This is a genomic window from Erythrobacter sp. KY5 (genome assembly GCF_003264115.1).
Lineage (GTDB): Bacteria > Pseudomonadota > Alphaproteobacteria > Sphingomonadales > Sphingomonadaceae > Erythrobacter.
Genome location: NZ_CP021912.1, coordinates 279,895 through 306,409 on the forward strand (window position 1 = coordinate 279,895; position 26,515 = coordinate 306,409).

The 26,515-nt window shown below is 63.1% G+C and carries 26 protein-coding genes; 7 read left to right on the plus strand and 19 right to left on the minus strand.

The genetic code is table 11. The features are described 5' to 3' along the window. Positions 1-4: 4 nt before the first annotated feature. The 13 genes from CD351_RS01310 to CD351_RS01370 all read right to left on the minus strand — a co-directional run bounded on the left by CD351_RS01310 (position 5) and on the right by CD351_RS01370 (position 12,877). Positions 5-880 carry an alpha/beta fold hydrolase gene (locus tag CD351_RS01310; RefSeq protein ID WP_111990950.1) on the minus strand — a complete coding sequence of 292 codons (876 nt, stop codon included), beginning with the start codon at positions 878-880 and terminating at the stop codon, positions 5-7. Between the two features lie 37 nt (positions 881-917). Further along, the gene (locus CD351_RS01315; RefSeq protein ID WP_111990951.1) at positions 918-2,438 is read right to left on the minus strand and encodes a peptide chain release factor 3; all 1,521 of its coding nucleotides are present in this window, start codon (positions 2,436-2,438) and stop codon (positions 918-920) included. A 21-nt stretch (positions 2,439-2,459) separates the two neighbouring features. After that, positions 2,460-4,859 carry a phenylalanine--tRNA ligase subunit beta gene (gene pheT, locus CD351_RS01320; RefSeq protein ID WP_111990952.1) on the minus strand — a complete coding sequence of 800 codons (2,400 nt, stop codon included), beginning with the start codon at positions 4,857-4,859 and terminating at the stop codon, positions 2,460-2,462. After that, entirely contained in the window at positions 4,856-5,956 is a 1,101-nt protein-coding gene (pheS, locus tag CD351_RS01325) for a phenylalanine--tRNA ligase subunit alpha (protein WP_111990953.1), read from the minus strand. Before pheS ends, pheT begins: the two co-directional genes overlap by 4 nt. Positions 5,957-6,053: 97 nt before the next feature. Beyond that, the gene (locus tag CD351_RS01330) at positions 6,054-6,950 is read right to left on the minus strand and encodes an AraC family transcriptional regulator (protein WP_111990954.1); all 897 of its coding nucleotides are present in this window, start codon (positions 6,948-6,950) and stop codon (positions 6,054-6,056) included. Positions 6,951-7,102: 152 nt separating this feature from the next. Beyond that, a complete protein-coding gene (locus CD351_RS01335; RefSeq protein WP_111990955.1) occupies positions 7,103-8,053 on the minus strand; it encodes an AraC family transcriptional regulator in 951 nt (316 codons plus the stop codon). A 167-nt stretch (positions 8,054-8,220) separates the two neighbouring features. Further along, a complete protein-coding gene (gene rplT, locus CD351_RS01340; protein WP_111990956.1) occupies positions 8,221-8,580 on the minus strand; it encodes a 50S ribosomal protein L20 in 360 nt (119 codons plus the stop codon). Between the two features lie 23 nt (positions 8,581-8,603). Beyond that, positions 8,604-8,807: a 50S ribosomal protein L35 gene (rpmI, locus tag CD351_RS01345; protein ID WP_111993525.1), complete on the minus strand. Its 204-nt coding sequence runs from the start codon at positions 8,805-8,807 to the stop codon at positions 8,604-8,606. 370 nt (positions 8,808-9,177) lie between these two features. Next, a complete protein-coding gene (locus CD351_RS01350) occupies positions 9,178-9,612 on the minus strand; it encodes a gamma-glutamylcyclotransferase (protein ID WP_111990957.1) in 435 nt (144 codons plus the stop codon). Continuing rightward, positions 9,609-10,553, minus strand: coding sequence for an oxidoreductase (locus tag CD351_RS01355; RefSeq protein ID WP_199797897.1), 945 nt, complete (start codon positions 10,551-10,553; stop codon positions 9,609-9,611). The genes CD351_RS01350 and CD351_RS01355 overlap by 4 nt, the downstream gene beginning before the upstream one ends. A 27-nt stretch (positions 10,554-10,580) precedes the next feature. Continuing rightward, the gene (gene hisN, locus CD351_RS01360; RefSeq protein ID WP_111990959.1) at positions 10,581-11,351 is read right to left on the minus strand and encodes a histidinol-phosphatase; all 771 of its coding nucleotides are present in this window, start codon (positions 11,349-11,351) and stop codon (positions 10,581-10,583) included. A 118-nt stretch (positions 11,352-11,469) separates the two neighbouring features. Continuing rightward, on the minus strand, positions 11,470-11,829 hold the full coding sequence (locus tag CD351_RS01365) for a ribose-phosphate pyrophosphokinase (RefSeq protein WP_111990960.1): 360 nt from the start codon (positions 11,827-11,829) through the stop codon (positions 11,470-11,472). A 112-nt stretch (positions 11,830-11,941) separates the two neighbouring features. Further along, positions 11,942-12,877 (minus strand): ribose-phosphate pyrophosphokinase, encoded by a 936-nt coding sequence (locus tag CD351_RS01370; protein ID WP_111990961.1) that lies wholly within the window; start codon positions 12,875-12,877, stop codon positions 11,942-11,944. Between the two features lie 180 nt (positions 12,878-13,057). On the opposite strand from CD351_RS01370, the gene CD351_RS01375 reads away from it, so the two are divergent. Further along, entirely contained in the window at positions 13,058-14,356 is a 1,299-nt protein-coding gene (locus CD351_RS01375; protein ID WP_162627560.1) for a patatin-like phospholipase family protein, read from the plus strand. Here CD351_RS01375 and CD351_RS01380 read toward each other — a convergent pair. Both CD351_RS01380 and glpX read right to left on the minus strand, forming a co-directional pair. Next, entirely contained in the window at positions 14,350-15,225 is an 876-nt protein-coding gene (locus CD351_RS01380) for a PD40 domain-containing protein (protein WP_111990963.1), read from the minus strand. The two genes, CD351_RS01375 and CD351_RS01380, sit on opposite strands and share 7 nt — an antisense overlap. A gap of 73 nt (positions 15,226-15,298) precedes the next feature. After that, a complete protein-coding gene (glpX, locus tag CD351_RS01385) occupies positions 15,299-16,327 on the minus strand; it encodes a class II fructose-bisphosphatase (RefSeq protein WP_111990964.1) in 1,029 nt (342 codons plus the stop codon). Between glpX and CD351_RS15855 the strand changes: the two genes are divergently transcribed. Together CD351_RS15855 and CD351_RS01395 are read left to right on the plus strand one after the other, a co-directional pair. Then, the gene (locus CD351_RS15855) at positions 16,326-17,060 is read left to right on the plus strand and encodes a hypothetical protein (RefSeq protein ID WP_199797898.1); all 735 of its coding nucleotides are present in this window, start codon (positions 16,326-16,328) and stop codon (positions 17,058-17,060) included. The two genes, glpX and CD351_RS15855, sit on opposite strands and share 2 nt — an antisense overlap. A gap of 14 nt (positions 17,061-17,074) precedes the next feature. Beyond that, the gene (locus tag CD351_RS01395; RefSeq protein WP_111990965.1) at positions 17,075-17,686 is read left to right on the plus strand and encodes a hypothetical protein; all 612 of its coding nucleotides are present in this window, start codon (positions 17,075-17,077) and stop codon (positions 17,684-17,686) included. Here the strand turns inward: CD351_RS01395 and CD351_RS01400 are convergent. Together CD351_RS01400 and CD351_RS01405 are read right to left on the minus strand one after the other, a co-directional pair. Next, positions 17,673-19,013 (minus strand): homoserine dehydrogenase, encoded by a 1,341-nt coding sequence (locus CD351_RS01400; protein ID WP_111990966.1) that lies wholly within the window; start codon positions 19,011-19,013, stop codon positions 17,673-17,675. The two genes, CD351_RS01395 and CD351_RS01400, sit on opposite strands and share 14 nt — an antisense overlap. A 119-nt stretch (positions 19,014-19,132) precedes the next feature. Next, complete coding sequence (locus CD351_RS01405) at positions 19,133-19,945, minus strand: hypothetical protein (protein WP_234027182.1); 813 nt, start codon at positions 19,943-19,945, stop codon at positions 19,133-19,135. 510 nt (positions 19,946-20,455) lie between these two features. Here CD351_RS01405 and CD351_RS01410 point away from each other — a divergent pair. The 4 genes from CD351_RS01410 to CD351_RS01425 all read left to right on the plus strand — a co-directional run bounded on the left by CD351_RS01410 (position 20,456) and on the right by CD351_RS01425 (position 23,135). Further along, a complete protein-coding gene (locus CD351_RS01410; RefSeq protein ID WP_174214220.1) occupies positions 20,456-21,124 on the plus strand; it encodes an energy transducer TonB in 669 nt (222 codons plus the stop codon). A gap of 73 nt (positions 21,125-21,197) precedes the next feature. Further along, the gene (locus CD351_RS01415; protein ID WP_111990969.1) at positions 21,198-21,995 is read left to right on the plus strand and encodes a MotA/TolQ/ExbB proton channel family protein; all 798 of its coding nucleotides are present in this window, start codon (positions 21,198-21,200) and stop codon (positions 21,993-21,995) included. A gap of 131 nt (positions 21,996-22,126) precedes the next feature. Continuing rightward, the gene (locus CD351_RS01420; RefSeq protein ID WP_174214221.1) at positions 22,127-22,663 is read left to right on the plus strand and encodes a biopolymer transporter ExbD; all 537 of its coding nucleotides are present in this window, start codon (positions 22,127-22,129) and stop codon (positions 22,661-22,663) included. A gap of 34 nt (positions 22,664-22,697) precedes the next feature. Then, positions 22,698-23,135, plus strand: a complete 438-nt coding sequence (locus tag CD351_RS01425; protein WP_111990970.1) for a biopolymer transporter ExbD — start codon at positions 22,698-22,700, stop codon at positions 23,133-23,135. Positions 23,136-23,210: 75 nt separating this feature from the next. Here the strand turns inward: CD351_RS01425 and CD351_RS01430 are convergent, their stop codons facing one another. Together CD351_RS01430 and CD351_RS01435 are read right to left on the minus strand one after the other, a co-directional pair. Then, on the minus strand, positions 23,211-23,978 hold the full coding sequence (locus tag CD351_RS01430; RefSeq protein WP_111990971.1) for an aminoglycoside adenylyltransferase domain-containing protein: 768 nt from the start codon (positions 23,976-23,978) through the stop codon (positions 23,211-23,213). Between the two features lie 3 nt (positions 23,979-23,981). Then, on the minus strand, positions 23,982-26,495 hold the full coding sequence (locus tag CD351_RS01435) for a ligase-associated DNA damage response DEXH box helicase (RefSeq protein ID WP_111993527.1): 2,514 nt from the start codon (positions 26,493-26,495) through the stop codon (positions 23,982-23,984). Positions 26,496-26,515 lie beyond the last annotated feature (20 nt).

The window sequence follows — 26,515 nt, forward strand, 5'->3', positions numbered from 1 at the left end:
TCTCCTAATCCTTGAGGAAGTCTCGCACGACCCCGATGAAGCGGTCAAACTGATCGTGGTGAAGCCAGTGGCCGGCCTTTTCGAACTCGATGACCTTCGCCGTATTGAAGTGCTCGATCCGGCCATCTTTCTCCGGGTTTGAAGCCCAGCTGTCGGCGCCGTACATCAATAGCGTGGGACAGGTGATCGCGCCCCAGGTGGCTTCCATGAATTCGTCAGCAATGTCCTCGACGCCCCAGACGTTGAGATGCGGATCGAATTTCCAGCTATACGTGCCGTCTTCATTGCGGTTGACGCCGTGGATGGTGAGGTGGCGCGCCTGGGTCTCGGTGAGATAGGAGTTCTCCTCGATCATCCGGGCAAAGGCGGCCTCGATGCTCTCATATTTGCGTGGGCTTCGCCCGGCGGCCTTGCGCTTCTTCTCGATCCATTCGCGCATGCGCTCTGGATAGGGCGTCTCGCGCTGCTTTTCCTTCCATTCGGGCGAAGGGCCCAAACCTTCAATCGCCACAAGCTTGGCCACCATTTCAGGGAACATGCCGGAATAGCGCAGCGCGACATTGCCGCCCATCGAGTGCGACACGATCCGCACCGGGCCGACGCCGAGCTGGTGGATCAGTTGGGCGAGGTCATAGACCATGTCACCCGCGCCGTAATTGCCGTCGGACACCCAGTCGCTGTCGCCGTGGCCCCGGTGGTCCATCGCGATGACATGGTATTCGTCACGCAGTGCCTCGGCGGTCCAGTCCCAGCTGCGGGCGTGGTCGCGTCCACCATGGACGAGCACTAATGGCGGCTTTCCCCTGCCTCCCCAATCCTCGTAATTGAGCTTGAGGCGCTGAGAGATGAAGCTCTGTGAAGTGGGACCTGATCCGTTCATGCGGTTCCAATGGCGCGAAGTTGCGCGGCTCGCAACCTCACCTTTCCTTGGTCGCGCTAAACGTGAGCTCGGGGTTCTTCTCGACCTGATAGTTCACGTCCCACGGACTCTTGGCCATGAAAACGAGATCGCCGTCACGATCACGCGCGAGATTGGCGCGATTGAAGCTCTCGAACTCGGCAAGTGCCTTCGCATCGCCCTTGATCCAGCGCGCGGTGGCGAAGGGCGATGCTTCGAGCGCGGCCTCAACCTTGTATTCAGCCGAGAGGCGCGAAATCAGCACGTCCAATTGCAGTTGGCCCACAACGCCGACAATATGCTGAGCGCCGATCTCGGGATAGAACACCTGAATGACGCCTTCTTCGGAAAGGTCGTCGAGCGCCTTGCGAAGCTGCTTGGTCTTGGTCGGATCCTTCAGCTGTACACGGCGCAGGATTTCGGGCGCGAAATTGGGCAGGCCAGTAAAGCGCAGCTCATTCTTCTCCGACAAGGTATCGCCCACGCGAAGCGTGCCGTGGTTCGGAATACCGATGATGTCGCCCGCCTCTGCCGTGTCGGCGATCTCACGGTCTTGCGCGAAGAACAGGATCGGCAAGTGGATCGCAATCGGCTTGCCAAGACCGCTTGGCGTCAACTTCATGCCGCGCTTAAACGTGCCCGAGACCTGCCGCATGAATGCGATGCGGTCGCGGTGGTTGGGGTCCATGTTGGCCTGAACCTTGAAGATGAAGCCGGTTACCTCGGCGTGGTCAGGCGCAACCTGCGCTTCGCCAGCAGGTTGCGGGCGCGGCGGGGGAGCGTATTTGGCGATGGCTTCGATCAGTTCGGTCACACCGAAATTCTTGAGTGCCGATCCGAAATAGACGGGCGTCAAATCGCCGCTACGATAGGCTTCGAGGTCGAATTCGGGATAGCCGACCTGTGCAAGCTCGGCCTCCTCTGCGAATTCCTCGGGTATCTCGGGATCGGCGTCACGCCTGCCCAGGAATTCCTTGGAGGGGCCTTCGGGGCGGCTGACTTCGCCGGTTTCGAAGTCGAGAATGCCTTTGAACCGCCCGCCCATTCCGATGGGCCAACCTTGCGGCGAGACATCAAGCGCGAGCATGTCGGCGACTTCGTCGAGCGTCTCGAACGGATCGCGGCCCTCGCGGTCGACCTTGTTGACGAAGGTAATGATCGGGACGTTCCGCAGGCGGCAGACCTCGAACAGCTTGCGGGTCTGCGGCTCGATACCCTTGGCCGCGTCGATCACCATGACCGCCGAGTCCACCGCAGTCAGCGTGCGGTAGGTGTCTTCGGAAAAGTCCTCGTGCCCCGGCGTGTCGAGCAGGTTGAAGGTCACGCCGTCCCGCTCAAAGGTCATCACGCTGGACGTGACCGAGATACCGCGCTGTTGCTCGATCTTCATCCAGTCCGAGCGCGCACGCCGTGCAGCCCCGCGCGCCTTGACCTCGCCCGCGAGGTGGATTGCTCCGCCTTGCAGCAGCAGCTTTTCGGTCAGCGTCGTCTTACCCGCGTCAGGGTGCGAGATGATCGCGAAGGTTCTTCTGTTCGACATGGCGATACGTTGCGCGCAGGCTTAGCCGCGCAGTTCCGCTCCCAGCTTGGTCGCTGCGGCCACCACATTGTCGGCAATCGCTTTAAGGTCTGCGTCCTTGTAGCTCTTTTCCTGCGGCTGCAGCGTCACTTCGATGGCGAGCGATTTCTTGCCTTCGGGCACACCTTCACCGGTGAAGAGGTCGAACACGCGCGCGGCGGTGATGTTCGCCTTGTCGCTGCCGCGAACTGCCTTGAGCAGGTCTTCTGCCGGAAGGTCGGCGGGCACGAGGAAGGCGAAGTCGCGGGTCACGGCTTGCAGTGCGGGCGGCGTGAAGCCGGGCCGTGCGAAGCTGACCGGCCCCTTGGGTGCCTTTTTCGCCGGGATTGCGTCGAGGAACAGCTCGACCGCTGCAACAGGTCCATCCATGTCGAACGCCTTGAGCGTCGCGGGATGGAGCATGCCGAAGCGCGCAAGCACTTGTTTGGGACCGAGGCGCAAGGTTGCAGACTGGCCCGGATGAAACTGTTCGCCAGCTTCCCCCATCACCATCAGCTTGTCCGCCGGCGCACCTGCTGCTTCGAGCAATGAGAGCGCGGCGGCCTTCGCGTCATAGGCGTCGTACATCACGGACTTGCCCGAGGCCCAGCCACGCTGCACCTTCTCCCCCGTCAGCACGATGCCAAGTGTCGCGCGCTCATCGCTCATGCCATTCTTGCCGCGGAAGTAGCGACGGCCAAGCTCGAACAGGCGCGAGGCGCCCGCGCCGCGATCGGCGTTGCGCTTAGCGGCGATCAGCAGACCCGGAATGAGTGAGGGGCGCATGACCTTCATGTCCTCGCTGATCGGGTTGTCGAGCCTCCACAGATCATCGGTGGCCGTGAAGTGCGCGGCGGCATGTTCGGGCAGGAAGGACCACGTCACGGCTTCGTCCAGTCCGCTTCCGGCAGCGGCGCGGCGAAGCTTGCGCTCCATCTGCTGCTGCGGCGTAGCAGTCGGACGAGCCACGCCGTCCATGCGAGGGAGGGCAACGCTTTCGACCTTGTCGAGACCATGGATGCGCACGACTTCCTCGACGAGGTCGGCCGGACCTTCGATATCGTGACGGCGCAGCGGACAGGTGACGTTCCAGTTCGCATCGACCGTGAAGTCGAGGCTTTCGAGGATACGGCGTTGCTCGTCGGCTGGTACATCGACGCCGCCGAGCTTGGCGGTTAGGTCGGTGTCGAACAGCACGACTTTCGGAGCCATCGGTGGGACGCCGGCCCGCACGGCTTCGCTCGCGCTTCCGCCTGCAAGTTCGACGATCAGGCCGGTCAAAATATCGAGACCATCTTCGAGGAATGCCGGATCGACCCCGCGCTCGAACCGGGTGCGCGCGTCGGAGGCAAGGCCCAGCTTGCGACCCGTTACGCCGATGCGCGGCGGGTCGAAGTAAGCGATCTCGAGCAGCACGTCGGTCGTGTCGTCCTGAACGCCCGAATTCTCGCCGCCCATGATGCCTGCGATGTCGTGGACTTGGCTTTCATCCGCGATCACCACCATGCTCTCATCGAGCGTGTAGGTCTTCTCGTTGAGCGCCAGCACCTGCTCACCGTCCTTCGCGCGGCGCGCGACGACTGCGCCCGAAAGCTTGGCAAGGTCGTAAACGTGCGCGGGTCGCCCGAATGCGAGCATCAGGTAGTTGGTGAGGTCGACCAGCAGCGAGATCGGACGCTGGCCCGCGCTCTTGAGCCGCTGTTGCAGCCAGTCCGGTGACGGGCCGTTCTTCACGCCCGTAATGACGCGGCCATAGAAGGCCGGGCAGCCTTCGGGGTCGTCGGTGCGGATTTCGACCGGGCAATCGCCCGACGCCTCAAACTCGGGCATCGCAATTGGCTTCAACGTGCCAAGACCAGCCGCCGCAAGGTCGCGGGCGATGCCATAGACGCCCATGCAATCCGGGCGGTTGGGCGTGATCGCGACGTCGATGATCGGCGAGGAGCCCTGATAGTCGGCAAAGCTGTGCCCGACGCTCGCATCCTCGGGCAGTTCAATGATGCCATCATGCTCATCGCCCAGCTCAAGTTCGCGCACCGAGCACATCATGCCGTTAGATTCGACACCTCGGATGGCGCTCTTCTTGAGCTCCATGCCATTAGCGGGGACGACCGCGCCGGGCAGGCCCAGCACGCCCTTCATGCCAGCACGCGCATTCGGAGCGCCGCAGACCACCTGCAGCGGATCGCCTTCGCCGGTGTCGACGGTGAGCACCTGAAGCTTGTCGGCATCGGGATGCTTTTTCGCCGTCAGTACCTTTGCGACCTTGAACCCGGCAAGCGTTTCGGACGGGTCTTCGACGCCTTCGACCTCAAGCCCGATCGCGTTCAGCGTATCGGTGATTTCTTGCAACGATGCCTCGGTTTCGAGATGGTCCTTCAGCCACGTGATCGAGAACTTCATGGCCGCGCTCCCACGCCTGCAGAAAGCGTCGGCTGGTCGTAGGGCGAGAAGCCGTAATGCTGCAGCCAGCGCGGATCGCCATCGAAGAAGGCGCGCAGATCGTTCATTCCGTATTTGAGCATGGCGATGCGGTCGATGCCGAGGCCGAAGGCAAAACCCTGATATTCATCCGGGTCGACACCCGCCATTTCGAGTACGCGGCGATTGACCATCCCGCTGCCGCCCAGCTCCATCCAGTCATGGCCCTCGTCATCGCCATGGCCGCCGACTACGCGGCGATTGCCCTCGTTCGAGTAACCGACATCGACTTCGACCGAAGGTTCGGTGAAGGGGAAGTAGGAGGGGCGCAGGCGAAGCGTGATATCCTCGCGCTCGAAGAAGGCCTTGAAGAAGGTCTCCAGCGTCCATTTCAGGTGGCCAAGATGGATGCCTTTGTCGACGACGAGGCCTTCGACCTGATGGAACATCGGGGTGTGCGTTGCATCGCTGTCGGAGCGGTAGACGCGGCCCGGCGCGATGATGCGGATCGGGGCACCTTGCTTCTTCATCGAGCGGATCTGGACCGGAGAGGTGTGCGTCCTCAAGAGCATCTGCCCGCCATCAGCCGACTTGTCCGGGAAGTAGAACGTGTCGTGCATCGCGCGCGCCGGGTGGCTCTCATCCATGTTGAGCGCGGTGAAGTTGTGCCAGTCGTCCTCGATCTCGGGACCGGTCGCGACCTGGAAGCCGAGGTCGGCGAAGATCTCCGCCAGCTCATCCATCACCTGGCTCACCGGGTGGATCGAGCCCTTGTGCCTGTCCGGTGCGGGCAGCGTCAGGTCGATCGTCTCGCTTGCCAGCTGCGCTTCGAGAGCTTCGGCTTCGAGCGCGGTCTTGCGCGCGTCGATAGCTTCGGCGACTTCGGCGCGCACAGCCTGGATCGCGGGAGCTGCGTCCTTGCGCTCCTCCGGGCTCATCTGCCCGAGCGTCTTGAGAGCAAGGCTGACCCAGCCCTTCTTGCCGAGCGCAGCAACGCGCTGTTCCTCGAGCGCGTCGAGCGACGTCGAGGCCGCGATCGCTGCAAGAGCGGTGGTCTTTTGTTGTGTCAGTTCAGTCATTGTCTGGCCTGCTTGGGTGAGCGGGTCCGCTAGCGCCTATTTGCTCCAGTTGCAAAGCGCTTGTTGCAGGCGCGAACGCGTCATGCGCGGGTGTTGCTCAAGCGCCCTTGGATGTCGGGTCGTGCAGACCCTGCACGGCTTCGCCCGCAATGGACATTCGCGCGCGGGCAGCAGCGACGAGGAACGGCTTGTCCAGCCGCGCATATGCGGTCGGGCTCATCCCCATGAAGCGCTTGAAATCACGTACGAAATGCGCCTGATCGTGGTACTGATAATCCATCGTGGACAGCCATTTGAGCGACGGGTCGAGCATGAACTGAGCAAGACTGCGCAGGAAACGCTGACGCCGCAGCAGCAGCTTGGGAGTGAAGCCGAAGGCGCGCCGGGACATCCGCTCAAGCGACCGCACGTTCATCGCCACCCGGTCCGCGAGGTCGGAGACCTTGGAAAGCTCCGGATCGACCAACTGCGCGTGGATGCGCTGGATGGCCTGCGCCGAGGCGTGCTCAGCCGGTTTCAGCTGCGCCATGTGCGCCTCGATCAAGCGAAGCTCCGAGACGAAATCGCCCTTGCTGTTAGCCAGCGCGCGGGCCAGCGGCTGAAACGCGGCAAATGCAGCGTCTGCGGCTCCGTCGGCAACCCGATCGGCATAGTCGCTGGCATGTGCATCCACCAGACAAGCCCAGCCAAGCGGCATCAGACCGATGCCCCAGCTCCTGCCGGTGCCGATGCGGAAACGGGTCGCCCTGCTCGTCGGGCCGGTCGCGGAGAAGGCGGGCGTGGTCGCAAGCGGCGCATCGCCGATCGCGCTTTGGGCCCACCCTTCTTTCATGAAGCGAAGATTGGCCCATTCGGGGTGCAGATAGTCTTCCAGCACCGGTTCGCTCGGCGAAGCGGCAACTTCGGTGCAGTAATAGGTCGTCACGTAAGGCCGCAGCTCTTCAGCAGGCAGCGCAAAGCGGATCGTTATCGCATTGCCCAATTCGTTTCGCATTTACCTTGTGCGAACCCCCAACTGCCCCTTTGTGGTCCCTTTGGCCCCGCTTAAGGCCGCCCTGGACTTCACCCCATTACCTGTGAAGAACCTGATACATAGGGACCGGTTAGCCGGTAGGAAACAGCAATTTGCGCAGACCGTCTCGCGAATTAGCTCTCTTCGCCCTGTTTGGGCTTGTCGAGCGTCTGCGCCGCGCTGCCCCACACCCTTGCACGCGCTTCCATGAATGACGTGAGCACCGGCTTGTCGAGCGCGGCATATTGGGTCGGGGTCATGGTCATGAACTCGGTGAACTCGCGGGTGAATTGCGCCTGGTCGTGATAATCGCCGTCCATGGCTTCGGTCCAGCGCAGGCCGCCCCCTTGCGCACGGTCAACCATGAAGCTGGTGAGGCTGCGCATGAAGCGTTGGCGACGCATCAGCAGTTTGGGCGCGAAGCCGAAATAGCGGTGGCAAACCCGCTCCAGCGTGCGGATGCTCATGCCGCACGCATCCGCGAGCTCGCCGACCGCGAAATGCTCCCCGCTGACGAGCGCGGCATGGACGCGGACAATCTTGGGCTCGTCGCGAGATTGCCTCATGAGCCCGTCCATGACCTCGACGATGTGGCCATATTGCTCTTCGAGAGTTGCGTCCGGGTCGCAGAGCACGCCCGACAGCGCATCGAATTTGCGGAAGGCCCGGTGCCGGGCGCCGCCGAAGACAGTGTTGGCAAGATCGTATGCGTCCGCATCGACGAACCGCGCCCATCCCATCGGCAGGAAGCCGATCCCCCACATGCGGGTCGTGCCCACCGTGAAGTGGCAGGGAAGCGAGCTTGGCCCCGTAGCATTGTAGCGCGCGCCTTCGAGCGATGTTTCGCCGATCTGCGACTTTGGCAGCGCGCCGCTGAAGAACCGGATATTGCCCCATTCAGGCTGGAGATAGTCCTCGACAATCCCGCCGTCGGCCACGTCGAGCTCAAGATGGTAGAACGTCGTGAAGCACCCGTCGAACTGGGACGGTGGAGCGAAGAACTGGCTTCGGACAGAGTGCCGAGGCCCTGTAAGCCCGGTTGCCGGAGCGATCGCTCCGGTGCGCATGTCCTCTTCTATCCCCATGAGTCATGGTTTGACCCATATGGCGCGCTTCTACAAGCGTTCTGGCGCATTGTTACAAGGGCGCGGTGGCGCGGCCCCGGTCGCCAGACGCCTGCTCGCGACGCAAAAGGGCCCCGATGCATCGCCTGCACCGGAGCCCTTTTGATGTGTCAGCGATTGTCGCTGCTTCAGGCGGGAAGCGCGTCTTTCGCCTGAGCGATGATCGTCTTGAACGCCGCTTCTTCGTTCATGGCAAGGTCGGCCATGACCTTGCGGTCAAGCTCGATCCCGGCAAGCTTCACGCCGTGCATGAACTGCGAATAGGTCAGGCCTTCAGCGCGGACCGCCGCATTGATGCGCTGGATCCACAGAGCGCGGAAGTTGCGCTTCTTGATGCGGCGATCGCGGTAGGCGTACTGGCCGGCCTTTTCGACGGCCTGACGAGCGATACGGATGGTGTTCTTGCGACGACCGCGATAGCCCTTGGCTTGATCGAGCAGACGCTTGTGCTTGGCGCGCGTGGTAACGCCGCGTTTGATGCGAGGCATATCAGTTTCTCCTTAGATCGCGATCAGTCGAGCCCGTAAGGGGCCCATTTCTTCACCGTCTTCGTGTCGTGTTCGGACAGGACGGTGGTGCCGCGGTTCTGGCGGATGTACTTCGCATTGTGGCTGATCAGGCGGTGGCGCTTGCCAGCGACACCGTGCTTGACCTTGCCGGTTGCGGTGATCTTGAAGCGTTTCTTCACACCACTCTTGGTCTTAAGCTTGGGCATTTTCATCTCCTTGGTCAGAGACACGTCAAACCAGCCCTGGCAGCCCTTTCAGCCAGGCCGGTCGCTTGATTCGTGTCGTTGAAGTCGCGCCATTTAGCGCTTTGGCGCAGGATTGCAAGCTTCGTGCGGGGTGCTTTCAGGCGAGAAGTGGACCGCATGTTACACGCTCCAGGGCCAAAAACGCCATTGTGTCACTGTAGCGCCCAAAACTGTCACCCTGGGGCGAAAAGCGTCACCTTGCATGCCGAAAGTGTCACCCTGCCGCTCGAAAAGTGTCACCTTTACAGCGGGGTTCATTGGCTGGCCGACGATGGGAAAGAGCGCAGCCGGTATAGCGGATCGCCAGACTGTAGGAAAATGCCGGACCGCCTCACCCGCTGAAAGGTTTGCGCCCTGTTACCTCCAGCCACAGTTTGAAATCCCCGCTCACGATCACTTCCGCGCCCTCGGGTAGCTCTGCGGTCCAGACATACGTGTCGGCATGGGTCTCGCCGTATCCGTCCCAGCCATCGACCGGCATCGGCTGGCGAGTGTAGTTTGCGCCTTCGAATGCGTCGATTGCGGCGATGTCGACGCCGCTCGCATCGTGGATCGTGCCCTGCACGACCGACGAAAGCCGCGCCTGAGTGGGGATGAGCGCGGGATACCAGCCATTCTCGTCAGGGATCGCGAACAATGAACCATGCACGCTCGCCTTCGCACCAAGGCCCAAGCCTTTCAGGAACGGCCAGTCCTGCCCGCCGGGACCAAACCCATCCTGAAGGACGCCGTAGAAGAAGAGGTGTGCGGGTTGCTCGCTGCTCATACTGACAGCGTCTCCCCCACCAATTCCTCGCTCACCTCCCAGAGACGCTTCGCCACGCCCTCGTCGAGCGCGCGCGCCTCGACGTCGCTGTCACCCACGGGGCCGCGTGCGTCGAAAAAGCCTGTGGGGCCGTAATAGCCTCCGCTCACCACACGGTCATCGGCGGCGGCGAGCGCGGTCGGCCATGAGCCGCGCTCCGGCGACTGCGCAAACACCGCCGAGCTGACGCCGTTGACAAGGCGCGAGAGCGGGTTCTGGGTCTTGCTGAGGAGCGGGGTCGAGGAATAGCCGGGATGGCAGGCAACCGACTTCACCTTCGAGCCCGCCGCATCTAGCCTTCGGTGAAGCTCCATCGCAAACAGCAGGTTTGCAAGTTTTGAGCGCAAATAAGCACGGCTGCGATCATATCCGCGCTCCATCATCAGATTGTCGAAATCGATCCGCCCGAATTTGTGCGCGATGCTGGCGACCGTGACCACACGCCCACCTCGTCCGTCGACCTGGCCCATCATCAGCGCGGTCCAGAGGAAATGGCCAAGGTGATTGGTGCCAAGCTGCAGTTCGAACCCGTCCTTGGTCTTGGATTTGGGCGTCTGCATCACGCCTGCATTGTTGACGAGGCCCCAGATCGCCCCGAACCGGTCCTTCGCCTCGTCCGCCGCTGCGCGGATCGAGGACATGTCGGCAAGGTCCATTCGCAGCAGCTCGCAGCGCCCCTCCCCCTCGTTCACCAGCTTGGCGAGCGCCTGCTTGCCCTTCTCCTCATCGCGGCAGGCGATCACGACATCGCCGTTCTTGCGCGCGAGGATCTTGGCCGCTTCGAAACCGATCCCGGAATTGCCTCCGGTGATAAGAAAGCGCTTGCCCGAAAGATCGGAAAGTTCGTCGGGGGTCCAGTCGGTGATGCCGCCATAATCGGACGGTGCTGTCATGTGTGGCATTTGAGTCCCCTGTTGCAGCGGGGCGGATCACCCCATCGCTTCAAGAACGTCCTCAAGCCGTGCTGGGTCCCCAAGGGCGATGACGCGCCCGTCGCTGTCGGCATCCAATGGGTTGCCCTGCCAGTCGCTCATCGTGCCGCCGGCGCCTTCGACCACGGGGACGAGCGCGGCGAAGTCGTGGATTTTGAGGCCTGCCTCCACCACGATATCGACATGGCCGGATGCGACGAGGCCGTAATTGTAGCAGTCGCCGCCATAGATGATCTTGCGCTCGGCAACCGCCTTGGCAACGCCCATAAAGGCATCGACATCGTCGCCTGAAAACTGGTGCGGGGTGGTGGTGCCGAGAACGGCGTCGGAAAAGTCCTTGCACGGGCGCACCCTCGCAGGCTTGCCGTTGAAGGTCGTGCCCTCCCCGATCCGCCCGACCCAGCGCTCCTTCGCTATCGGCTGGTCGATGACGCCAAGGACAGGCCAGCCGTCCTGAAGCAGCGCGATGAGCGTGCCGAAGATCGGACGCCCGGCGATGAAACTGGTCGTGCCATCGATCGGGTCGAGCACCCATTGGCGCCCTGCGCCTTCGTTACGGGTGCCGTATTCCTCGCCGATAATGCCGTCTTCGGGGTGTTCGGCCTCAATGAGTGCACGCATCGCGGCCTCGGCTGCACGGTCGGCTTCGGTGACGAAAGAGCGGTCTTCCTTGCGCTCTTCGGCCCATTCGCCGCGAAACAGGGGTCGGATGGCAGCGCCCGCCGCATCGGCGAGGCGGTTGGCGAGTTGGAGGTCGGCTGGGGTCATGGGGTTCTCTTTGAAGGTCCGGGGCCACCCGCTCCCTCCACCCTTCCACCCGGATCGTGACCCGGAGTGATAATCCGGGTGGAAGGGTGGAGGGAGCGGGTGGCTTGGCACGCGCGTACTAACGCGCCTGCCAGAAATCGAAAGCCTGTTCTTGGTGCAATGTGACATAGGCCTTCGCTTCCGCGCCTTCCCAGTCGAGCGGCCATGTGCCTTTCATCGTCTCGGCAAGATGCGAGCGGGCGACGAACCAGCCTTGGCCCGGAAGCCCGTCGGACTGGCGCACCACGAGGACTGCAAGGTCGGGCTCGCCCGCAACGCGTCCGTCCTGATCGATCGAGTCGAGCACCTTGCACAGCGCACGCATCTTGGGCCGGGTGAAGCGGTAACCGAGCAGGCCGAGCATTTGCGAATAGGTAAGCGCGTTTCCTGCACGGGCAGCGCCGATGAGGATTTCGCGGACTTCGGCCTTGTCGAACACTATTGTTTTTGCGCACGCCCATCCGGGCGCGCGACTTCCTCGCTCATGCGATCAAAGATCGCGTCGCTGCGGACGGCCGGTCGGCCTTGCGGTCGCGTTGCGACCGATTCCATCAGTCAAACAAGCTGCTGACCGAACTCTCATCGGCAATCCTGCGGATCGCTTCGCCCACCAGCGGGGCCATCGTCAGGATGCGGATCTTGTCGGATTTCTCCGCCGCTTCGGTCGGGCGGATCGAATCGGAGATCACCAGCTCCTTCAATTGCGAGCCGTCGATGCGCGCCACCGCGCCGCCTGAAAGGACGCCGTGGGTGATGTAAGCGGCGACGGATTTCGCCCCGCCCTCTAACAGCGCGTCGGCTGCGTTGCACAGCGTGCCGCCTGAATCGACGATGTCGTCGATGAGGATGCAGTGCCGCCCTTCGACTTCGCCGATGATGTTCATCACCTCGCTCTCACCGGGACGGTCGCGGCGTTTGTCGACGATGGCGAGCGGCGCATTGTCGAGCCGCTTGGCCAGCGCGCGCGCGCGCACCACGCCGCCCACGTCCGGGCTGACGACCATCAAATCCTGATCGCCATAGCGCGCCTGAATGTCGGCAGCCATGACGGGCGCTGCGTAGAGGTTGTCGGTCGGGATATCGAAAAAGCCCTGGATCTGGCCGGCGTGAAGGTCGACCGCCAGCACCCGGTCGGCGCCTGCCTCGGTGATGAGGTTCGCGACCAGCTTGGCAGAGATCGGCGTGCGCGGGCCGGGTTTGCGATCCTGACGGGCATAGCCGAAATAAGGCACCACCGCCGTGATCCGCTTGGCCGATGCGCGCCGCAGCGCGTCGATGCAGATCAGCAGCTCCATCAGGTTGTCGTTTGCCGGGAACGCGGTCGGCTGGACGATAAACACGTCTTCGCCGCGCACGTTTTCGTGGATTTCGACGAAAATCTCTTCATCGGCGAACCGGCGAACGCTCGCATCGGTAAGCGGGATTTCGAGATAGGCCGCAATCGCGCGCGCGAGCGGCAGGTTCGAGTTGCCCGACATGATTTTCATGGATGCGAATCCCCGAAGAGGTGTGCTGCTGTCCCGCCACGCCTAGCCAAGCGTCATGCAATTGCAACACATCCGCGTGCGTTGTCGTCAGATTGACCCAATGCAGGTTTGCCGCGCTGCCAATTGCGTCAGCGCTTTTTTGGTGTCAGTCCAGACATGTACGAAAACGGGGGGCCGTTCATGAAGTCGCTATGGGTTGCAATTCTCGCGCTGCTTTTCCTCGGCGCATGTTCGCACACGCCGAAGTTCACGCCGGAGGGCGAGAGGTGCGATCTGGTGCGCTATTCGCTTGAAACATCGCTGCCGGGCGAGCGGCCTCTCAAAAGCGTCATCGAGGAAAATCCGGGCAACATGCTGCTGCTGTCGGGCGGAAGCCAGAACGGTGCGTTCGGCGTCGGCTTTCTCGATGGCTGGCATAAAAGCGGCCGGATGCCCGATTTCAGGCTCGTCACCGGGATCAGCACCGGAGCGCTGCAATCGACCGGCGCCTTTATCGGCAGGCCCGAAATATCGGTCAATGGCTACACGATCGACGATGAGGGCCAGCTGCTGGTGACCGACATAAACGGTTCGGACATAGAGGACGGGTTCAGCCTCAAGGCGATCTACAAATTGCTGACCAAGGGTTCGATTTCCGATCTCATCCCGCTGCGCGACCGGCTGGACGAGATCATGACCGACGAGGTCTTGAGAGCCGTGGCGGCGCGCTATCCCGAGGATGTATCAAAGCGCGACTACCTGCTTGCCGGGGCTACCGACGTCGATCTGGGCGTTGCGGTCGCATTCGACCTGACCGAGGTTGCCGCGCGCTATGCCAAGGCGGGCGACGAGACGCAGCGCAAGCTGCTCAAGGACTGCTATATCGAGGCTCTGGTGGCCTCATCCATCGTTCCACCGGGCGCGCGTCCGTCCTTCATCGACAATCGCATGTATATCGATGGAGGCGTGCGATATGCGGTGTTCGACGACCGGTTCAGCGAAGTGCTCGAGGACCGCTCTACCGACAGGCTGATCCGCGAGGAGGACCGCCACGCGCTCTATCTCATCCTCAACGCTTCGGGAGATTCGCGCGAGGATTGCCAGAAGGTTGATCCTGCAAATTGCGCTCCCGAGCGGGCGACGATCGGCCAGCGCAAGGACTGGGAAGTGCTCGACCTTGCGGTGCGCACGCTCGAATTGTTCGAGAACCAGATCAGGCGGCTGTCGGTCGACCGGGCGCGCGAGCGGGCGCGCAACCAGAACCTGCCGTTCTATTTCGCGCGCATCCGCAACAAGGATCTGAGCGATCCGCATCGCATCTACTCGATCCCGGATTTCGAGGATCAGGGCCCCAAGACCTGCGAACAATGGCGCAGCATCGACGATGCCGAGGACGACCCGGTCGAATTTCACCGCCGCTTCATGCGCTGCCTGATCGAATATGGCCGCGACCGGGCCAGCGAAGCCGAATGGGACTTGCAGCCGCGCGACGACTACTGAGCCGCTTGGGAGTGCCCGGCGATCATCTCTTCAATGATCGCGGTGGACACCCAGCGAATATCCTCGTTGCTCGTGAAAAGCAGCGCCGACCCGTCGAGCGTGACAAGCGGGCACAGCTCATGGCCCGGCGTGTTCACCCGCTCATCGAACGCGATGGGATAGGACCATCCGCCTTCGCCATCGGGCAGTGACAGGTAAAGGTCGCCCCGCCCCAGCCCCCGTCGGCGGCTTGAGGCAAAGATCAGGTATCGGCCTTCGGGGTCGATATAGGGATCGCCCTCATATGCGCGGGTGTTGACGGGTGATGGGAGGCGGGTGGCCTCGCTATCGCTCGCACCCTCAAGACTGGCCGAATAGATATCGTATCCGCCCTCGTCATTGGCGCGATCGGATGACCAGTAGACCTCGCCTGAACGGGTGATCGAGACGAAATAGTCGTTGCCCGGCCCGTTGATCGGGGCATCGAGCAGGACCGGGTCCGCCCAATCGCCAGCCTCGTTGCGGGTCAGGTAGCCGATATCCGCATCGCCGCGCGCCCGCGTGATGAAATAGAGCCGCGCTTCGTCTTCGGAAAGATAAGGGTCCTGCGCGGTGTATTCAGGGGTTCCAAGGACGTGCTGAGGCCCGGTCCACTCACCGTCCTCCCAATGCCACGCCTCCATCGACTGCCACTCGCCATGCTCGATCCCGATGGTGATCGTGCGCCGGTCGCGCGACATGGTCGAACAGAACTCGTAGCGGCCCTCTTGCGAGACCGTTCCTGCGCCCAGCACTTGAGGCTCGCTCGGCGGGACAGGCGCATTGCCGGGGCCTTCGCCCTGAGCGCTTGTTGCAGCCGCGAGGACAATCGGTGCGAAAAACCAGAGCATGCTTACCCCCTTGTTCGAAGGTCAGCCTGCGCGAACTGGCTGGATCGGCAAGGGTTTAGCGGCGACCCGCCCCTCAACTCCGGTGCGGCGTAATCCGGTGCTCGCCCTTGATCCACCTTACCGTGCCTGAGGATGCGCGCATCACGACGCTTTCGGTGGTCATGATGATCGCGCCGGTGGACTTCCTGCGCTTCTTCACCCCGTCGAGCAGCGATCCGTCCGTGACGCCGGTTGCTGCAAAGATGCAGTCGCCCTTGGCAAGGTCATCGAGCTTGTAGATGCGGTCGAGATCCTCGATCCCCCACTTCTTCGCGCGCGCCTTTTCATCGTCGTTGCGGAAGACGAGGCGGCCATTGAACTGTCCGCCGACACAGCGCAGCGCAGCGGCGGCCAGCACGCCTTCGGGTGCGCCGCCCTGGCCCATATACATGTCGATGCCCGTATCCTGATCGGTCACCGCGATCACGCCTGCAACATCGCCATCGCCGATCAGGAACACACCGCAACCGATTGAGCGCAGCTCTGCGATAAGGTCGGCATGGCGCGGACGGTCGAGGACGCAGACATTGATGTCGGACGCTTCCTTGCCCTTTGCAGCGGCCACCGCCTTCACGTTTTCGGTCGGTGATTTGGCAAGGTCGATCACATCGGCAGGCAGGCCCGGCCCAACCGCAAGCTTGTCCATATAGACGTCCGGTGCGTTGAGCAGGTCGCCCTTCTCCGCTGCTGCGAGAACCGCGAGCGCGTTGGGTCCGGCCTTTGCGGTGATGGTGGTCCCTTCGAGCGGGTCGAGTGCGATGTCGATCTGCGGCCCCTTACCCATGCCGACCTTCTCGCCGATATAAAGCATTGGCGCTTCGTCGCGTTCGCCTTCGCCGATGACGACCGTGCCATCCATGTAAAGCGTGTCGAAAGCGCGGCGCATGGCCTCGACGGCTGCGGCGTCAGCGGCTTTTTCGTCCCCGCGTCCGATCAGCTGCGCTGCGGCGACCGCAGCGGCCTCGGTCACGCGAACCATTTCCAGGACCAGAACCCGGTCGATCGCGTTTGAATCTTCAGGCTCTTTTGCCGCCAGCACATCTGTGTCAGTAGGGGTGTTCATGCGAAATTCAGTCCTCTTGCGCCTTGTCATCGGCTCAGCTTCGAAACGCAATGCGCTTAGACAGGAGGAGCCGCATTTGTCGAGCAATGCCGCCCGCCTTTACCGAAAATCGATCCTTTTCGCAGGCGCTCTGGGGCTGGGCGTTTCGCTCGCTGCCCCTGTGGCCGCGCAGGATGACCAGCCGGTGACACAGGACGCGGAACCCGTCGCACAGGCCGATGGCGAAGACGCCGCGCCCACACCCACCACGCCCACACCCACCACTCCGGCGAGGCGGCCGCTTCGGCTCGACCTTTCGGTGACTGTCCCGCGCGAGGAATCGGACCGCCTGCTCGAGGAGGATTGCGAGGAAGAGGCCGATGCAGGCCGCATCGCGGGCGAGATCGTCGTATGCCGCCAGCTTGGCGAGGCGAGCGACGGATCGTGGAACAAGGAAGAATGGGAAAAGCGATATGCCTCGCGCACGCAGGGTGATCAGCCGGTCAATGTCGCGGGCGGCGGCATTTTCTCCGGACCTGCGACCGTCGGCGGGCTGTGCGTGATACCGCCCTGTCCGCCCGAAGCGGCGCTGATGATCGATGTCGAAGCGCTGCCCGAAGCGCCCGAGGGGTCGGACGCCGACCGGATTGCGCGCGGGCTTCCCCCGCTTGGCCGCGATCCCAATCCCACGCCCGAGGAAATCGCCGCGCGCCGCCGCGCGCTGGGCCTTGAAGCGCCGCCGGTGCCTGAGTGACATTTCGATGGGGCATGACGCTGGCACTGGTTGCCGCGACCATGCCCCTCGCCGCGCAGGAACGGGTGCCGATCCCGCTGGATGACGACAACCTGAGCGAGCCGCGTGTCCCGCCGCAGCGGATCGACCTCGCGCCTCAGCCTGCCGCCGCCCCTGCTCCTTCACAGGCCGACATCCGGGAATGCGAGGAAGAGGTGGATGCGAGCGAAATCTCTGGCGAGATCATCGTGTGTCGCCAGCGCGGCGATGATCCTGAAAACTGGTTCTCCGGCTCCGCGCAGGCCTGGGCCGACCGCTATGCGCGTGAGAGCGCCTATATCAACGATCCCCAGGCACCCGATGTCGACAACACCCATCATCCCTTCGTCGGCTCGGGGCTGACGATCCTCCTCACCGGTTGCTTCATCCCGCCCTGTCCCGGCCCCCACCCGCTGATGATAGATGTCGAGGCGCTGCCACCACCGCCCGAAGGCAGCGATGCCGACCGGATCGCGCGCGGGCTCGATCCGATTGGCGAGGATGGCGAGCCATCGCAAGAGGCGCGCGAATTGCTTGAGCGCGAGCTGGGCCTTCCGCCCTCCCGCTACGATCAGGAGCCCGAAGAAGCGCCAGCTAGTCGGGAATGATAGGCAGCACCAGCGGCGCGCCGGTCAGGCTTTCCGATCCTTCGAGAAGCGCGAGCGCTCTGGTGACGTTCGCCTCTGGCCCTTCATGCGTGACCATCGCGACCAGCACTTCGCCGCCGCCCTGTTCGCGGCCCTGCTGGATCAGGCTTTCGATAGAGACATCGGCATCCCGCATCGCCGCGGTGATTTCGGCGAGAACGCCGGGGCGGTCCTTGACCGTGAAGCGTAGATAGGTGCGCTCTGTCCGGTGACCCGCCTGCGCCGGGCCTAGCGCCTGAAGCTGGTCGACCGGCATCGAGAACGGCGCGCCGACTTCGGCTCCCTTCCCGAACACGCGTGCAATGTCGATGAGGTCGGCGACCACGGCGCTCGCGGTCGGGCCATCGCCCGCGCCCGCACCCTGAAACAGCAGGCGGCCCGAAAAGTTGCCTTCAGCAACGACCGCGTTGGTGGGTCCGTCGACGGCGCTCAACGGGTGATCCTTGGCGACAAGGCACGGACGCACGCGCTGGAGGAGTGTGGGCGTGCCGTCCTCGTCCTGCACGTCGGCCTCTGCAATCAGGCGGATCACGAAGCCGAGCGCATCGGCCTGCGCGATATCGGCAGCGCGCACCTGAACGATGCCGGTGGTCGAGACGTTCGCAAAATCGACCTTCGCGCCGAACCCGATGGCAGCAAGGATCGCGAGCTTATGCGCAGCGTCCACCCCTTCGATATCGAAGGTCGGATCGGCCTCCGCATATCCTAGCGCCTGCGCTTCAGCCAGCGTCTCGGCGAAGTCGGCACCGGTCTCTTCCATCTCGGACAAGATGTAATTGCAGGTGCCGTTGAGGATGCCGTAAACCTTGGTGAGCGCGTTGGCGCTGGTGCCTTCGCGAAGGCCTTTCACCACGGGGATACCGCCAGCGACCGCCGCTTCAAACTTGAGCGGCGCGGTGGCCGCTTCCGCCGCCTCGGCAAGCTCCAACCCGTGATGCGCGATCATCGCCTTGTTCGCCGTCACCAGCCCCTTGCCGCCCTTGAGAGCCGCGCGCGACAGGGCGAGCGCTGGCCCGTCCGATCCGCCGACCAGCTCAACGACCACGTCCACATCCTCGCGCGCGCTCAGCGCGGTCATGTCGTCTTCCCACGCGAAGGAAGCGATATCCACGCCGCGATCCTTGCGGCGCTCACGCGCGCTGACCGCGACCACCTCGATCCGGCGACCGGCGCGCGCGGCGATCAGGTCACGGTTGGTGGCGAGCAGGCGAATGACGCCGACGCCAACCGTGCCTAGCCCGGCAATGGCGATCCGCAGAGGGGATGAAGTGGATGCGTTGGTGGCCAAGCGGGTGCTCCTGTGAGCCGAAGTTTCGTTGTGCAATGCAATATGAGCGGGATGCAGCGCTGGCAATCAGCGCCCCACGCGTCAAGCGGCAAATCGAAATCGGGTGTTGCGAGCGAGGGTCAGGTGGCTTCGGTAATCGCCCGCGCACACGGACCCAGCTGCTCGATCACATAAGCGTAATCCGTCTCGGCGAGCCTGCGCGCATCAGGTTCGCGCGCAAGGTTGGCAGCCGAAGGCAGGCGCTGTGGCAGCGCGCAGGCCATGCGATACCAGCGCAGCGTCTGCGGCTCTGGCGCGCGCGCACTGGAATCGATGATCTCGCCCCACGAAACACCCCACGCCGGAGGCTGGCCCGGACGGCGCAGGACCGTGATCGACACAGGAGAACGGCTGTCTGTCGTGAGGAAGATCTGCGTCTCCGATTCTCCGGTCAGAGTGCCGCGCACGGCAAGCGCATCGCGGATGCCGGTGATCAACGGCGGGCGGTCGTTAGCTACCAGTGCGGTAAGGATCGGACGCAGCCGCGCTTCCAGCTCAGGCGAATAATCGAGCTGGGCATTCTTGCCGGTCAGCTGGATCGAACCCGGACGGCCCGCAACCGCATCTGCAAACAGCAGCACGACCTTGTCCTTGAGCTTTTCGACCTTGCCGCGCTCATTCAGGGGGACATCGACCAGATAAACCAGCGATTCGCCCAGCGCGCTTTTCCCGGAAAGCAGCGCCTGCGTGCGCGCCTCTATATAAAGACGTGCGAATCCGGGGGCGAGACCGGGGGCGCGTTCGGGCTCGACTTCGATCTGACGGCGAATCTCGGCGCGGATGACCAGATCGCTCCGCTCGGCCAGGTCGACGAGGTCGGCATAGGTTGCCGCTTCGGCGGCGGTGACCGGCGATGGGACAGTTTGCTGTGCGGATGCCGGTGCCCAGCTCAACGAAATCGCCGTTGCAGCGAGCGGCATCAAAAGCAACCTGCGGAATTCATTGGTTAAAATCGCGTTAACGCGCCGTCTCATGATCGAATCCTGTTTCCCGGCTCCAAGTTTTTTCGAGCTAGACCACATTGAAGGCAGCCGCCAGTGAATCGCCCCTGAACCGTAAATTCGTTTGATTGCATAGGTGTTGACCGTTAAAGCCCGGGGAGCTTGTATCGAGGTTGGGGACAAGATCGATACAAACTCGGCTGCGTTGTGACGCCTTTTGGAACGGGCATCGCACGCGGGTGGTTGGAGCAGGATTCCTTGCGAGCGCTCACTGGGTTGACGAGCGTCGCGAGCAGATTCCGGGAACCGACCGAGACTTGAGATTCTGGGATTCGCATCCCGGGTCGATCTCATCGCTCACGCTTCGCTTTGTTGCGAATCGGGTGCGACGACGATTAGGCCCGGTGTGCGAGAATTATGTCGGGCCCCCGCCCGGCGAAATAACGGAGAGAAAGCGACTGGATGGCCTACGCTGACCAACAAATGGGTGGAAGTAAGGTAACTTCCATCATCATTGTGGCGTTGATCCATGTGCTGATCGGGTACCTGCTCATTTCCGGCCTTGCCATTTCGGCAGTGCAGGAAGTGGTTGAGCGCGTTACCACGGTCGACATTGAGGAGCCCGAGCCCCCCGAGGAGCCCGAGGAACCACCGCCCGAGCAGCCACCGCAGGAAACGGCTCCGCCGCCTCCGGTTGCTCCGCCGCCGCCGATTAACATCGCGCCGGCACCGCCACCGATCCAGACGCAGCCGACGATTCCGCCGCCTGCGCCTCCGGCTCTTACGATTCCTCCGCCTGCACCTGTTGCACCGCCGGCTCCGCCTCCGCCTTCGCAGGCGCGTGGAGCGACGACCCGCAACGAACGCAGCTGGGCGACGCGTATCCAGGAAAACTATCCCTCGCGTGCACTGCGCGAAGAGGTCGAAGGCACCGTGGGCGTGCGCGTCACCGTGACGCCGGATGGTCGGGCAACAAATTGTCAGGTCACCGGTTCGAGCGGGTCGAGCATCCTCGACGAGGCAGCCTGCCGGGGAATGGAGCGTTATGCGCGCTTCAATCCGGCACTCGACGCTGCCGGAAACGAGACCACGGGATCCTATTCCACTCGGATTACCTATCGTTTGAACTGATGAATTTTGAGGCTCCCGGCCCGCTGGAAGGTGCCGGGACCTTCGGGACACTTTTTTAAGAGGACTACTCGCAATGAACCTTTATTACCTCGCAGCTGCGGCCGCCGATACGGAAGCGCCCGTCAATGAATTCGGCTTCTGGAAAGCCATGGAAGAAGGCGGCCCGGTCGCCTGGTCGATCCTTGCCGTCATGATCATCATGTCGGTCGGTTCGTTCTACATCCTGTTCACCAAGCTGTTCGAACAGAACAAGGTGATGCGTCAGTACCAGGGCGTGCGTCAGTCGTTCTGGCGTGCTTCGACCCTCAAGGAAGGCGCGACCAAGCTTGAGAAGAACAGCGCATGGCGCCAGCTAGCCGACGATGCCGTGACCGCTCAGGAGCACCACTCCAAGATGGAAGGTGCAGGCCAGGAAGTTCACTTCGTCGAGGAAGAGCTCGCTCACTCGCAGAACACCATCAACCAGTCGCTTTCGGGCGGTCTGTCCTTCCTCGCATCGGTGGGTGCAACCGCACCGTTCATCGGTCTGCTCGGCACCGTGATCGGGATTTACCGCGCTCTGATCAACATCGGCATCGAAGGCTCGGCCTCGATCGACAAGGTTGCAGGTCCGGTTGGTGAAGCGCTCATCATGACCGCGATCGGCCTGCTCGTTGCTGTGCCTGCTGTGCTTGCCTTTAACTGGCTGCAGTCGCGCAACCGTCGCATCGATGCTCTCATGACCGACTTCTCGAACAACATCGTCGCCTATATCGGCTCGAACGGTTCGATTAAGCCGGCCGTGACCGCTGCGGCTGCAAAGCCGGCTGCCAAGCCTGCTGCGAAGCCGGCCACGACGGCTGGCGGCGCATCGGCCTCGATCAAGAAGTAAGGACCGATGCCGGGGTGGGCAGCGTTGCCCGCCCCGGCTCGTCTCTTGCCCCGATCAAGGTTCGTAATGGCCCCCATTCAACGGGAGCCAGTGCAGTAGAAACGCTCTCTTGAGCAGATAAGGAATTCACAATGGCGATTTCGATGGGAGGCGGGGAAACCCCGATGTCCGACATCAACACCACGCCGCTGGTGGACGTGATGTTGGTTCTCCTGATCATCTTCCTCATCGCGGTTCCGGTGGCCATCCAGACGGTTGAGCAGTTGGAAATCCCGGTCTTCGAATCGGTCGAATCGAAAGACAAGGTGGAAAACCTCCAGCTGACCGTCTCCACGACCGACGCCGAGGGCCGCACCGCTGGTACGATCCGTTCGGGCTTTACCGGCGCCACGCGGACCGGCGAATGCCGCGTCTACTTCAACAACATCACCCCGATGTCGTCTGAAGAACTTTACGACGCAGCCTTCACCAAGCTCGACAACATCGTGCAGGCCTATCCGGGCGGTGCAGAGGCGATCATCGACGATCCCGACGCCATCCCGCAGGTCCACATCCGTGCCGACTCGAATGCACCGTGGCGCTGTGTTGCGGGCACGATCTATCAGGTCCAGGCCGCTGGCTATCCGACCGTCGGTTTCATTTCGAACCCGGTCGACCCGAACGGCTAAGCCGGTCGGGACACACGATTAAGGAGTAACTGACATGGGTATGTCCGGAGGCAAGCTCGACGGCGAACCGATGATCGACATGAACATGACGCCGCTGATCGACGTTTTGCTCGTTCTGCTGATCATGTTCATCATCACCATCCCGGTGGCCACGCACTCGGTCGATATCGACCTTCCGCAGGGCGATCCGCCGCCGACCGATGTGATCATCGACCCGATCAAGAACAAGCTCGTCCTGACGCAGGACGACCAGATCCTGTGGAACGGCGAAGCCGTGAATCAGGGCCAGCTGGTCACCCTGCTGGCAGAGACGACGCAGATGTCGATCGAGCCAGAGCTGCAGTTCGAGCCGGAAGCACTCGCCAGCTACGACCTCTCAGCCAAGGTGCTGCAGGTCATCAAGGGCTCGGGCGTGACGAAGTTCGGCTTTGTCGGCAACGAAAAGTATCGCCAGTTCGGCTCGGGTTCGTAAGCACCCGCCCGATAGGCTACAAGACAAGGCGCTGCGGGAAACCGCGGCGCCTTTTTTGTTGCAGGGGCGCTCGGCCTAGAGCGCAGCGATTGCAATCTCCACGAAGTTTCGGGCCGATCGTATAGCAGGAGCGGCGCTTCTATCCCGATGCCTGTACTCTAATGCCTCGGCGACGACTTCCTCATTAGGATGATCGGCGAGCCACCACTTTGCGCCCTCGGACTTCGAGACAATTTCTCCGGTCTCGGCCGCATGGAGTGACCGCGCTGCATTCAGCACTGCATTGACGATTGCCTGCTGGCTCGGCTCTCCGCGCAACTCATTGCGGTGCCAGGCCAGCTCTCCCATCAGGGCGGCCCGCAAAGCCGACATCTTTACCGGAGCGAGGATTTCGCGCGGCGGCTGACCCACCAGAGCCAGACCTGCCTGCCGGCACAGCTGCATATGGACGAGAATATCGCTGGTGGTGCCGTCCACTTCGACCGAAGTCCCCCATTCGACCCCGGTCGACAGCGCGAAATCATAAGGCATCGCCTCGACCGGTGCGCGCACCGCGTCGGCATTGCAGAGGATCAGCTCCAACCCAAAGGCTGGTACCGGCAAGGCTTCGTAACTGAGGTTCATCGAAAGGCGCTCGCGCTGCGCGGGACACAAGGGCCCTGACACGACACCCAGGATATCGAGATCGCTCGACCCGGCTTGGAAGTCATCCTGAACCACCGATCCGTGAAGGTAGAGGGCGATCAGGTCATCGCCGAGAATCTCGCGGTGAACGCTGACCACGTTCTTCAGGTAAGCGCGGATTGCTGAACCTGCGGGGAAAAGCCTGGCGAGATCGTCCAACCGCTAATCCCCTTCCAGCATCTCGGCCTCGCGCGGGTCGATCCGCATCGCCTCGCCCGCGAGGCTTTCGGCTTCGAGCAGCAGCTCATCATCGACCGCGCCCTGTGGCACGGCTTCGCGGCCGATCATGGTCATCACCGGCACCGCAAGTGGCGACACGCGCTCAAGCTCGACATGCACCAGCTCGTGCTGCGAACGCTCAAGCAAGTCGGCAAGCCTGCCCACATCCGTCATTCGCGCGCGCGCATCGGCCCATGCGGCTTCGAGCAGGACGTGGTCGGGCTCGTATTTCTTGAGCACATCGTAAATGAGGTCGGTCGAGAAGGTGACCTGCTTTCCGGTCTTGCGCTTGCCGGGATGCTGGCGCTCGACCAGCCCGCTGATCACCGCGACCTCTCGGAATGCGCGGCGCAGCAGGTGGCTTTCGGTGACCCATTCGGTGAACTCGCCCGCTAGAATATCGGGCGAAAGCAGCGGCTTGGGGTCGGTGACCGGCTTCAGGCCCCAAACCGCAAGGCAGTAATCGTTCGCGACGAAGCCGCCGGGCATCAGCCCACGATCCTCCATCCGCCGCGTCACCAGCATGCCGAGCGACTGGTTCGCGTTCCAACCCTCGAACGTATAGTACGTCGTGTAGTGCTTCTTCGCGTGCGGGAAACTTTCGACCAACAGCTCTCCGGGGCGCGGCAGGCGGCTGCGATAATCCTGCACTTCGAGCCATTCGCGCACGTCGTCGGGAAAGCGCCCCCAGCCCGCGCGATCGTCGAGCATCGCCTGCACCCGCGTCGCCAGATGCGTGGTGAGCGGCAGGCGAAGGCCGCCATAGCTCGGGATCGTCGCGCTGGTCTTGGCCGCGCGCACGATCAGGTCCATGTCCTGCAGCTTCTCGACCTCAAGGCTCATCCCGGAAAAGAAGAACCTATCGCCGGGCGACAATTGCGCGGCGAAGCGTTCCTCCACCTTGCCCAGCTGGCGCCCGTTCCTGAAGCGCACGACCAGCATTTCAGAGTCGACGATGATCCCGGCATTCATGCGGTGGCGCTGCGCCTGCTCGGGATGGGTGAGCCGCCACGTGCCGTCCTGCGCCCCCCCTTTTTGGCGCACGATCCGCTTGAACTTGTCATAGGCCCGCAGCGCATAGCCGCCATTCTCGACGAAGCGAAGCACGCGCCCCAGCCCCTCTTCATCAAGCCAGGCATAGCTCAGGGCGCTGCGCAATTCGGCGAGCATGTCGTCCTCGTGGAACGGCCCGGCGCAGGCGCAGGCCATCAGGTGCTGCGCGAGCACATCGAGACCGCCCTCGCGGAATTCCTCGCCGTCGCGCATGCCTTCATCGACCGCGTCCTTGGCCGCCATCGCTTCGAGAAATTCGAAACGGTTGCCGGGCACGAGCATCGCGCGGCTGGGCGTGTCGAGCCGGTGGCCCGCGCGCCCGATCCGCTGGAGCAAGCGCGATGAGCCTTTGGGCGCGCCCATCTGGACCACGAGGTCGATATCGCCCCAATCGACGCCGAGATCGAGGCTGGCGGTGCAGACCAGAGCGCGCAGCTCGCCCGCCGCCATCGCATCCTCGACCTTGCGCCGCGCCTCTTTGGAAAGGCTGCCGTGGTGAACGCCGATGGGGAGGTTGTCCTCGTTCTCCTCCCACAGGCACTGGAAAATGAATTCTGCGAGGAAGCGCGTGTTGGTAAAGACCAGCGTCGTGCGATTGGCCTTGATCGCCTCCATCAGCTGCCCCACCGCCCAGCGCCCCGCATGACCGCCCCATGGAACGCGGCTCTCGACAGGCAGCAGGATCTCGACCTCGGGCTCCGCGCCCTCTTCGCCCAGCACCAGATCGGCGGCGTGAATCTCGCCAGTGCCATCGGCAGGTTGCGGGGCGAGCCATTCCTGAAAGCTGAGCGGATTGGCGAGCGTCGCGGAAAGCGCTGCGCGCTGCATGCCCGGCGCAATGGTCCGCAGCCGCGCGAGGGCGAGCGCCAACAGGTCGCCGCGCTTGCCTGTGGCGAAGGCATGAATCTCGTCGATCACCACTCGTTTGAGATTGGCGAACAGCTCGAAGCTTTCGGGGTAGGACAGCAGGAGCGACAGGCTCTCCGGCGTCGTCAGAAGCACATTGGGAGGCTTGGTGCGCTGGCGTTTCTTGCGGTCCGAGGACGTGTCGCCGCTGCGTGTCTCGACCGTGATCGGCAGGCCGATTTCCTCGATCGGGGTGAGCAGGTTGCGCTTCACGTCATGCGCGAGCGCCTTCAGGGGCGAGACGTAGAGCGTGTGCAGACCTTCGGGCGGCGCGCAACCGTTGGATGGCGCGAAATCGCACAGGGTAGGCAAAAACCCCGCCAGCGTCTTGCCCGCGCCGGTGTCCGCGACAAGCAGCGCATCGCGCCCAGCGCGCGCCTTTGCGAGCATGTCGGTCTGGTGACGCCGGATGCGCCACCCGCGCGCGTCGAACCAGCCCTGAATCTCAGGGGGAACCGCGATGCCGGATGCGCGGGATGGGAGAGTGGTTTCGGTCACTGTGCCGCCAAAGATGGCCA

Bases quoted from the DNA above. Each gene is read 5' to 3' on its own strand.
- CD351_RS01310 (WP_111990950.1), bottom strand. From the start codon at position 880: ATGAACGGATCAGGTCCCACTTCACAGAGCTTCATCTCTCAGCGCCTC.
- CD351_RS01315 (WP_111990951.1), bottom strand. From the start codon at position 2,438: ATGTCGAACAGAAGAACCTTCGCGATCATCTCGCACCCTGACGCGGGT.
- pheT (WP_111990952.1), bottom strand. From the start codon at position 4,859: ATGAAGTTCTCGATCACGTGGCTGAAGGACCATCTCGAAACCGAGGCA.
- pheS (WP_111990953.1), bottom strand. From the start codon at position 5,956: ATGACTGAACTGACACAACAAAAGACCACCGCTCTTGCAGCGATCGCG.
- CD351_RS01330 (WP_111990954.1), bottom strand. From the start codon at position 6,950: ATGCGAAACGAATTGGGCAATGCGATAACGATCCGCTTTGCGCTGCCT.
- CD351_RS01335 (WP_111990955.1), bottom strand. From the start codon at position 8,053: ATGGGGATAGAAGAGGACATGCGCACCGGAGCGATCGCTCCGGCAACC.
- rplT (WP_111990956.1), bottom strand. From the start codon at position 8,580: ATGCCTCGCATCAAACGCGGCGTTACCACGCGCGCCAAGCACAAGCGT.
- rpmI (WP_111993525.1), bottom strand. From the start codon at position 8,807: ATGCCCAAGCTTAAGACCAAGAGTGGTGTGAAGAAACGCTTCAAGATC.
- CD351_RS01350 (WP_111990957.1), bottom strand. From the start codon at position 9,612: ATGAGCAGCGAGCAACCCGCACACCTCTTCTTCTACGGCGTCCTTCAG.
- CD351_RS01355 (WP_199797897.1), bottom strand. From the start codon at position 10,553: ATGCCACACATGACAGCACCGTCCGATTATGGCGGCATCACCGACTGG.
- hisN (WP_111990959.1), bottom strand. From the start codon at position 11,351: ATGACCCCAGCCGACCTCCAACTCGCCAACCGCCTCGCCGATGCGGCG.
- CD351_RS01370 (WP_111990961.1), bottom strand. From the start codon at position 12,877: ATGAAAATCATGTCGGGCAACTCGAACCTGCCGCTCGCGCGCGCGATT.
- CD351_RS01375 (WP_162627560.1), top strand. From the start codon at position 13,058: ATGAAGTCGCTATGGGTTGCAATTCTCGCGCTGCTTTTCCTCGGCGCA.
- CD351_RS01380 (WP_111990963.1), bottom strand. From the start codon at position 15,225: ATGCTCTGGTTTTTCGCACCGATTGTCCTCGCGGCTGCAACAAGCGCT.
- CD351_RS15855 (WP_199797898.1), top strand. From the start codon at position 16,326: ATGCGAAATTCAGTCCTCTTGCGCCTTGTCATCGGCTCAGCTTCGAAA.
- glpX (WP_111990964.1), bottom strand. From the start codon at position 16,327: ATGAACACCCCTACTGACACAGATGTGCTGGCGGCAAAAGAGCCTGAA.
- CD351_RS01395 (WP_111990965.1), top strand. From the start codon at position 17,075: ATGACGCTGGCACTGGTTGCCGCGACCATGCCCCTCGCCGCGCAGGAA.
- CD351_RS01410 (WP_174214220.1), top strand. From the start codon at position 20,456: ATGGCCTACGCTGACCAACAAATGGGTGGAAGTAAGGTAACTTCCATC.
- CD351_RS01415 (WP_111990969.1), top strand. From the start codon at position 21,198: ATGAACCTTTATTACCTCGCAGCTGCGGCCGCCGATACGGAAGCGCCC.
- CD351_RS01420 (WP_174214221.1), top strand. From the start codon at position 22,127: ATGGCGATTTCGATGGGAGGCGGGGAAACCCCGATGTCCGACATCAAC.
- CD351_RS01425 (WP_111990970.1), top strand. From the start codon at position 22,698: ATGGGTATGTCCGGAGGCAAGCTCGACGGCGAACCGATGATCGACATG.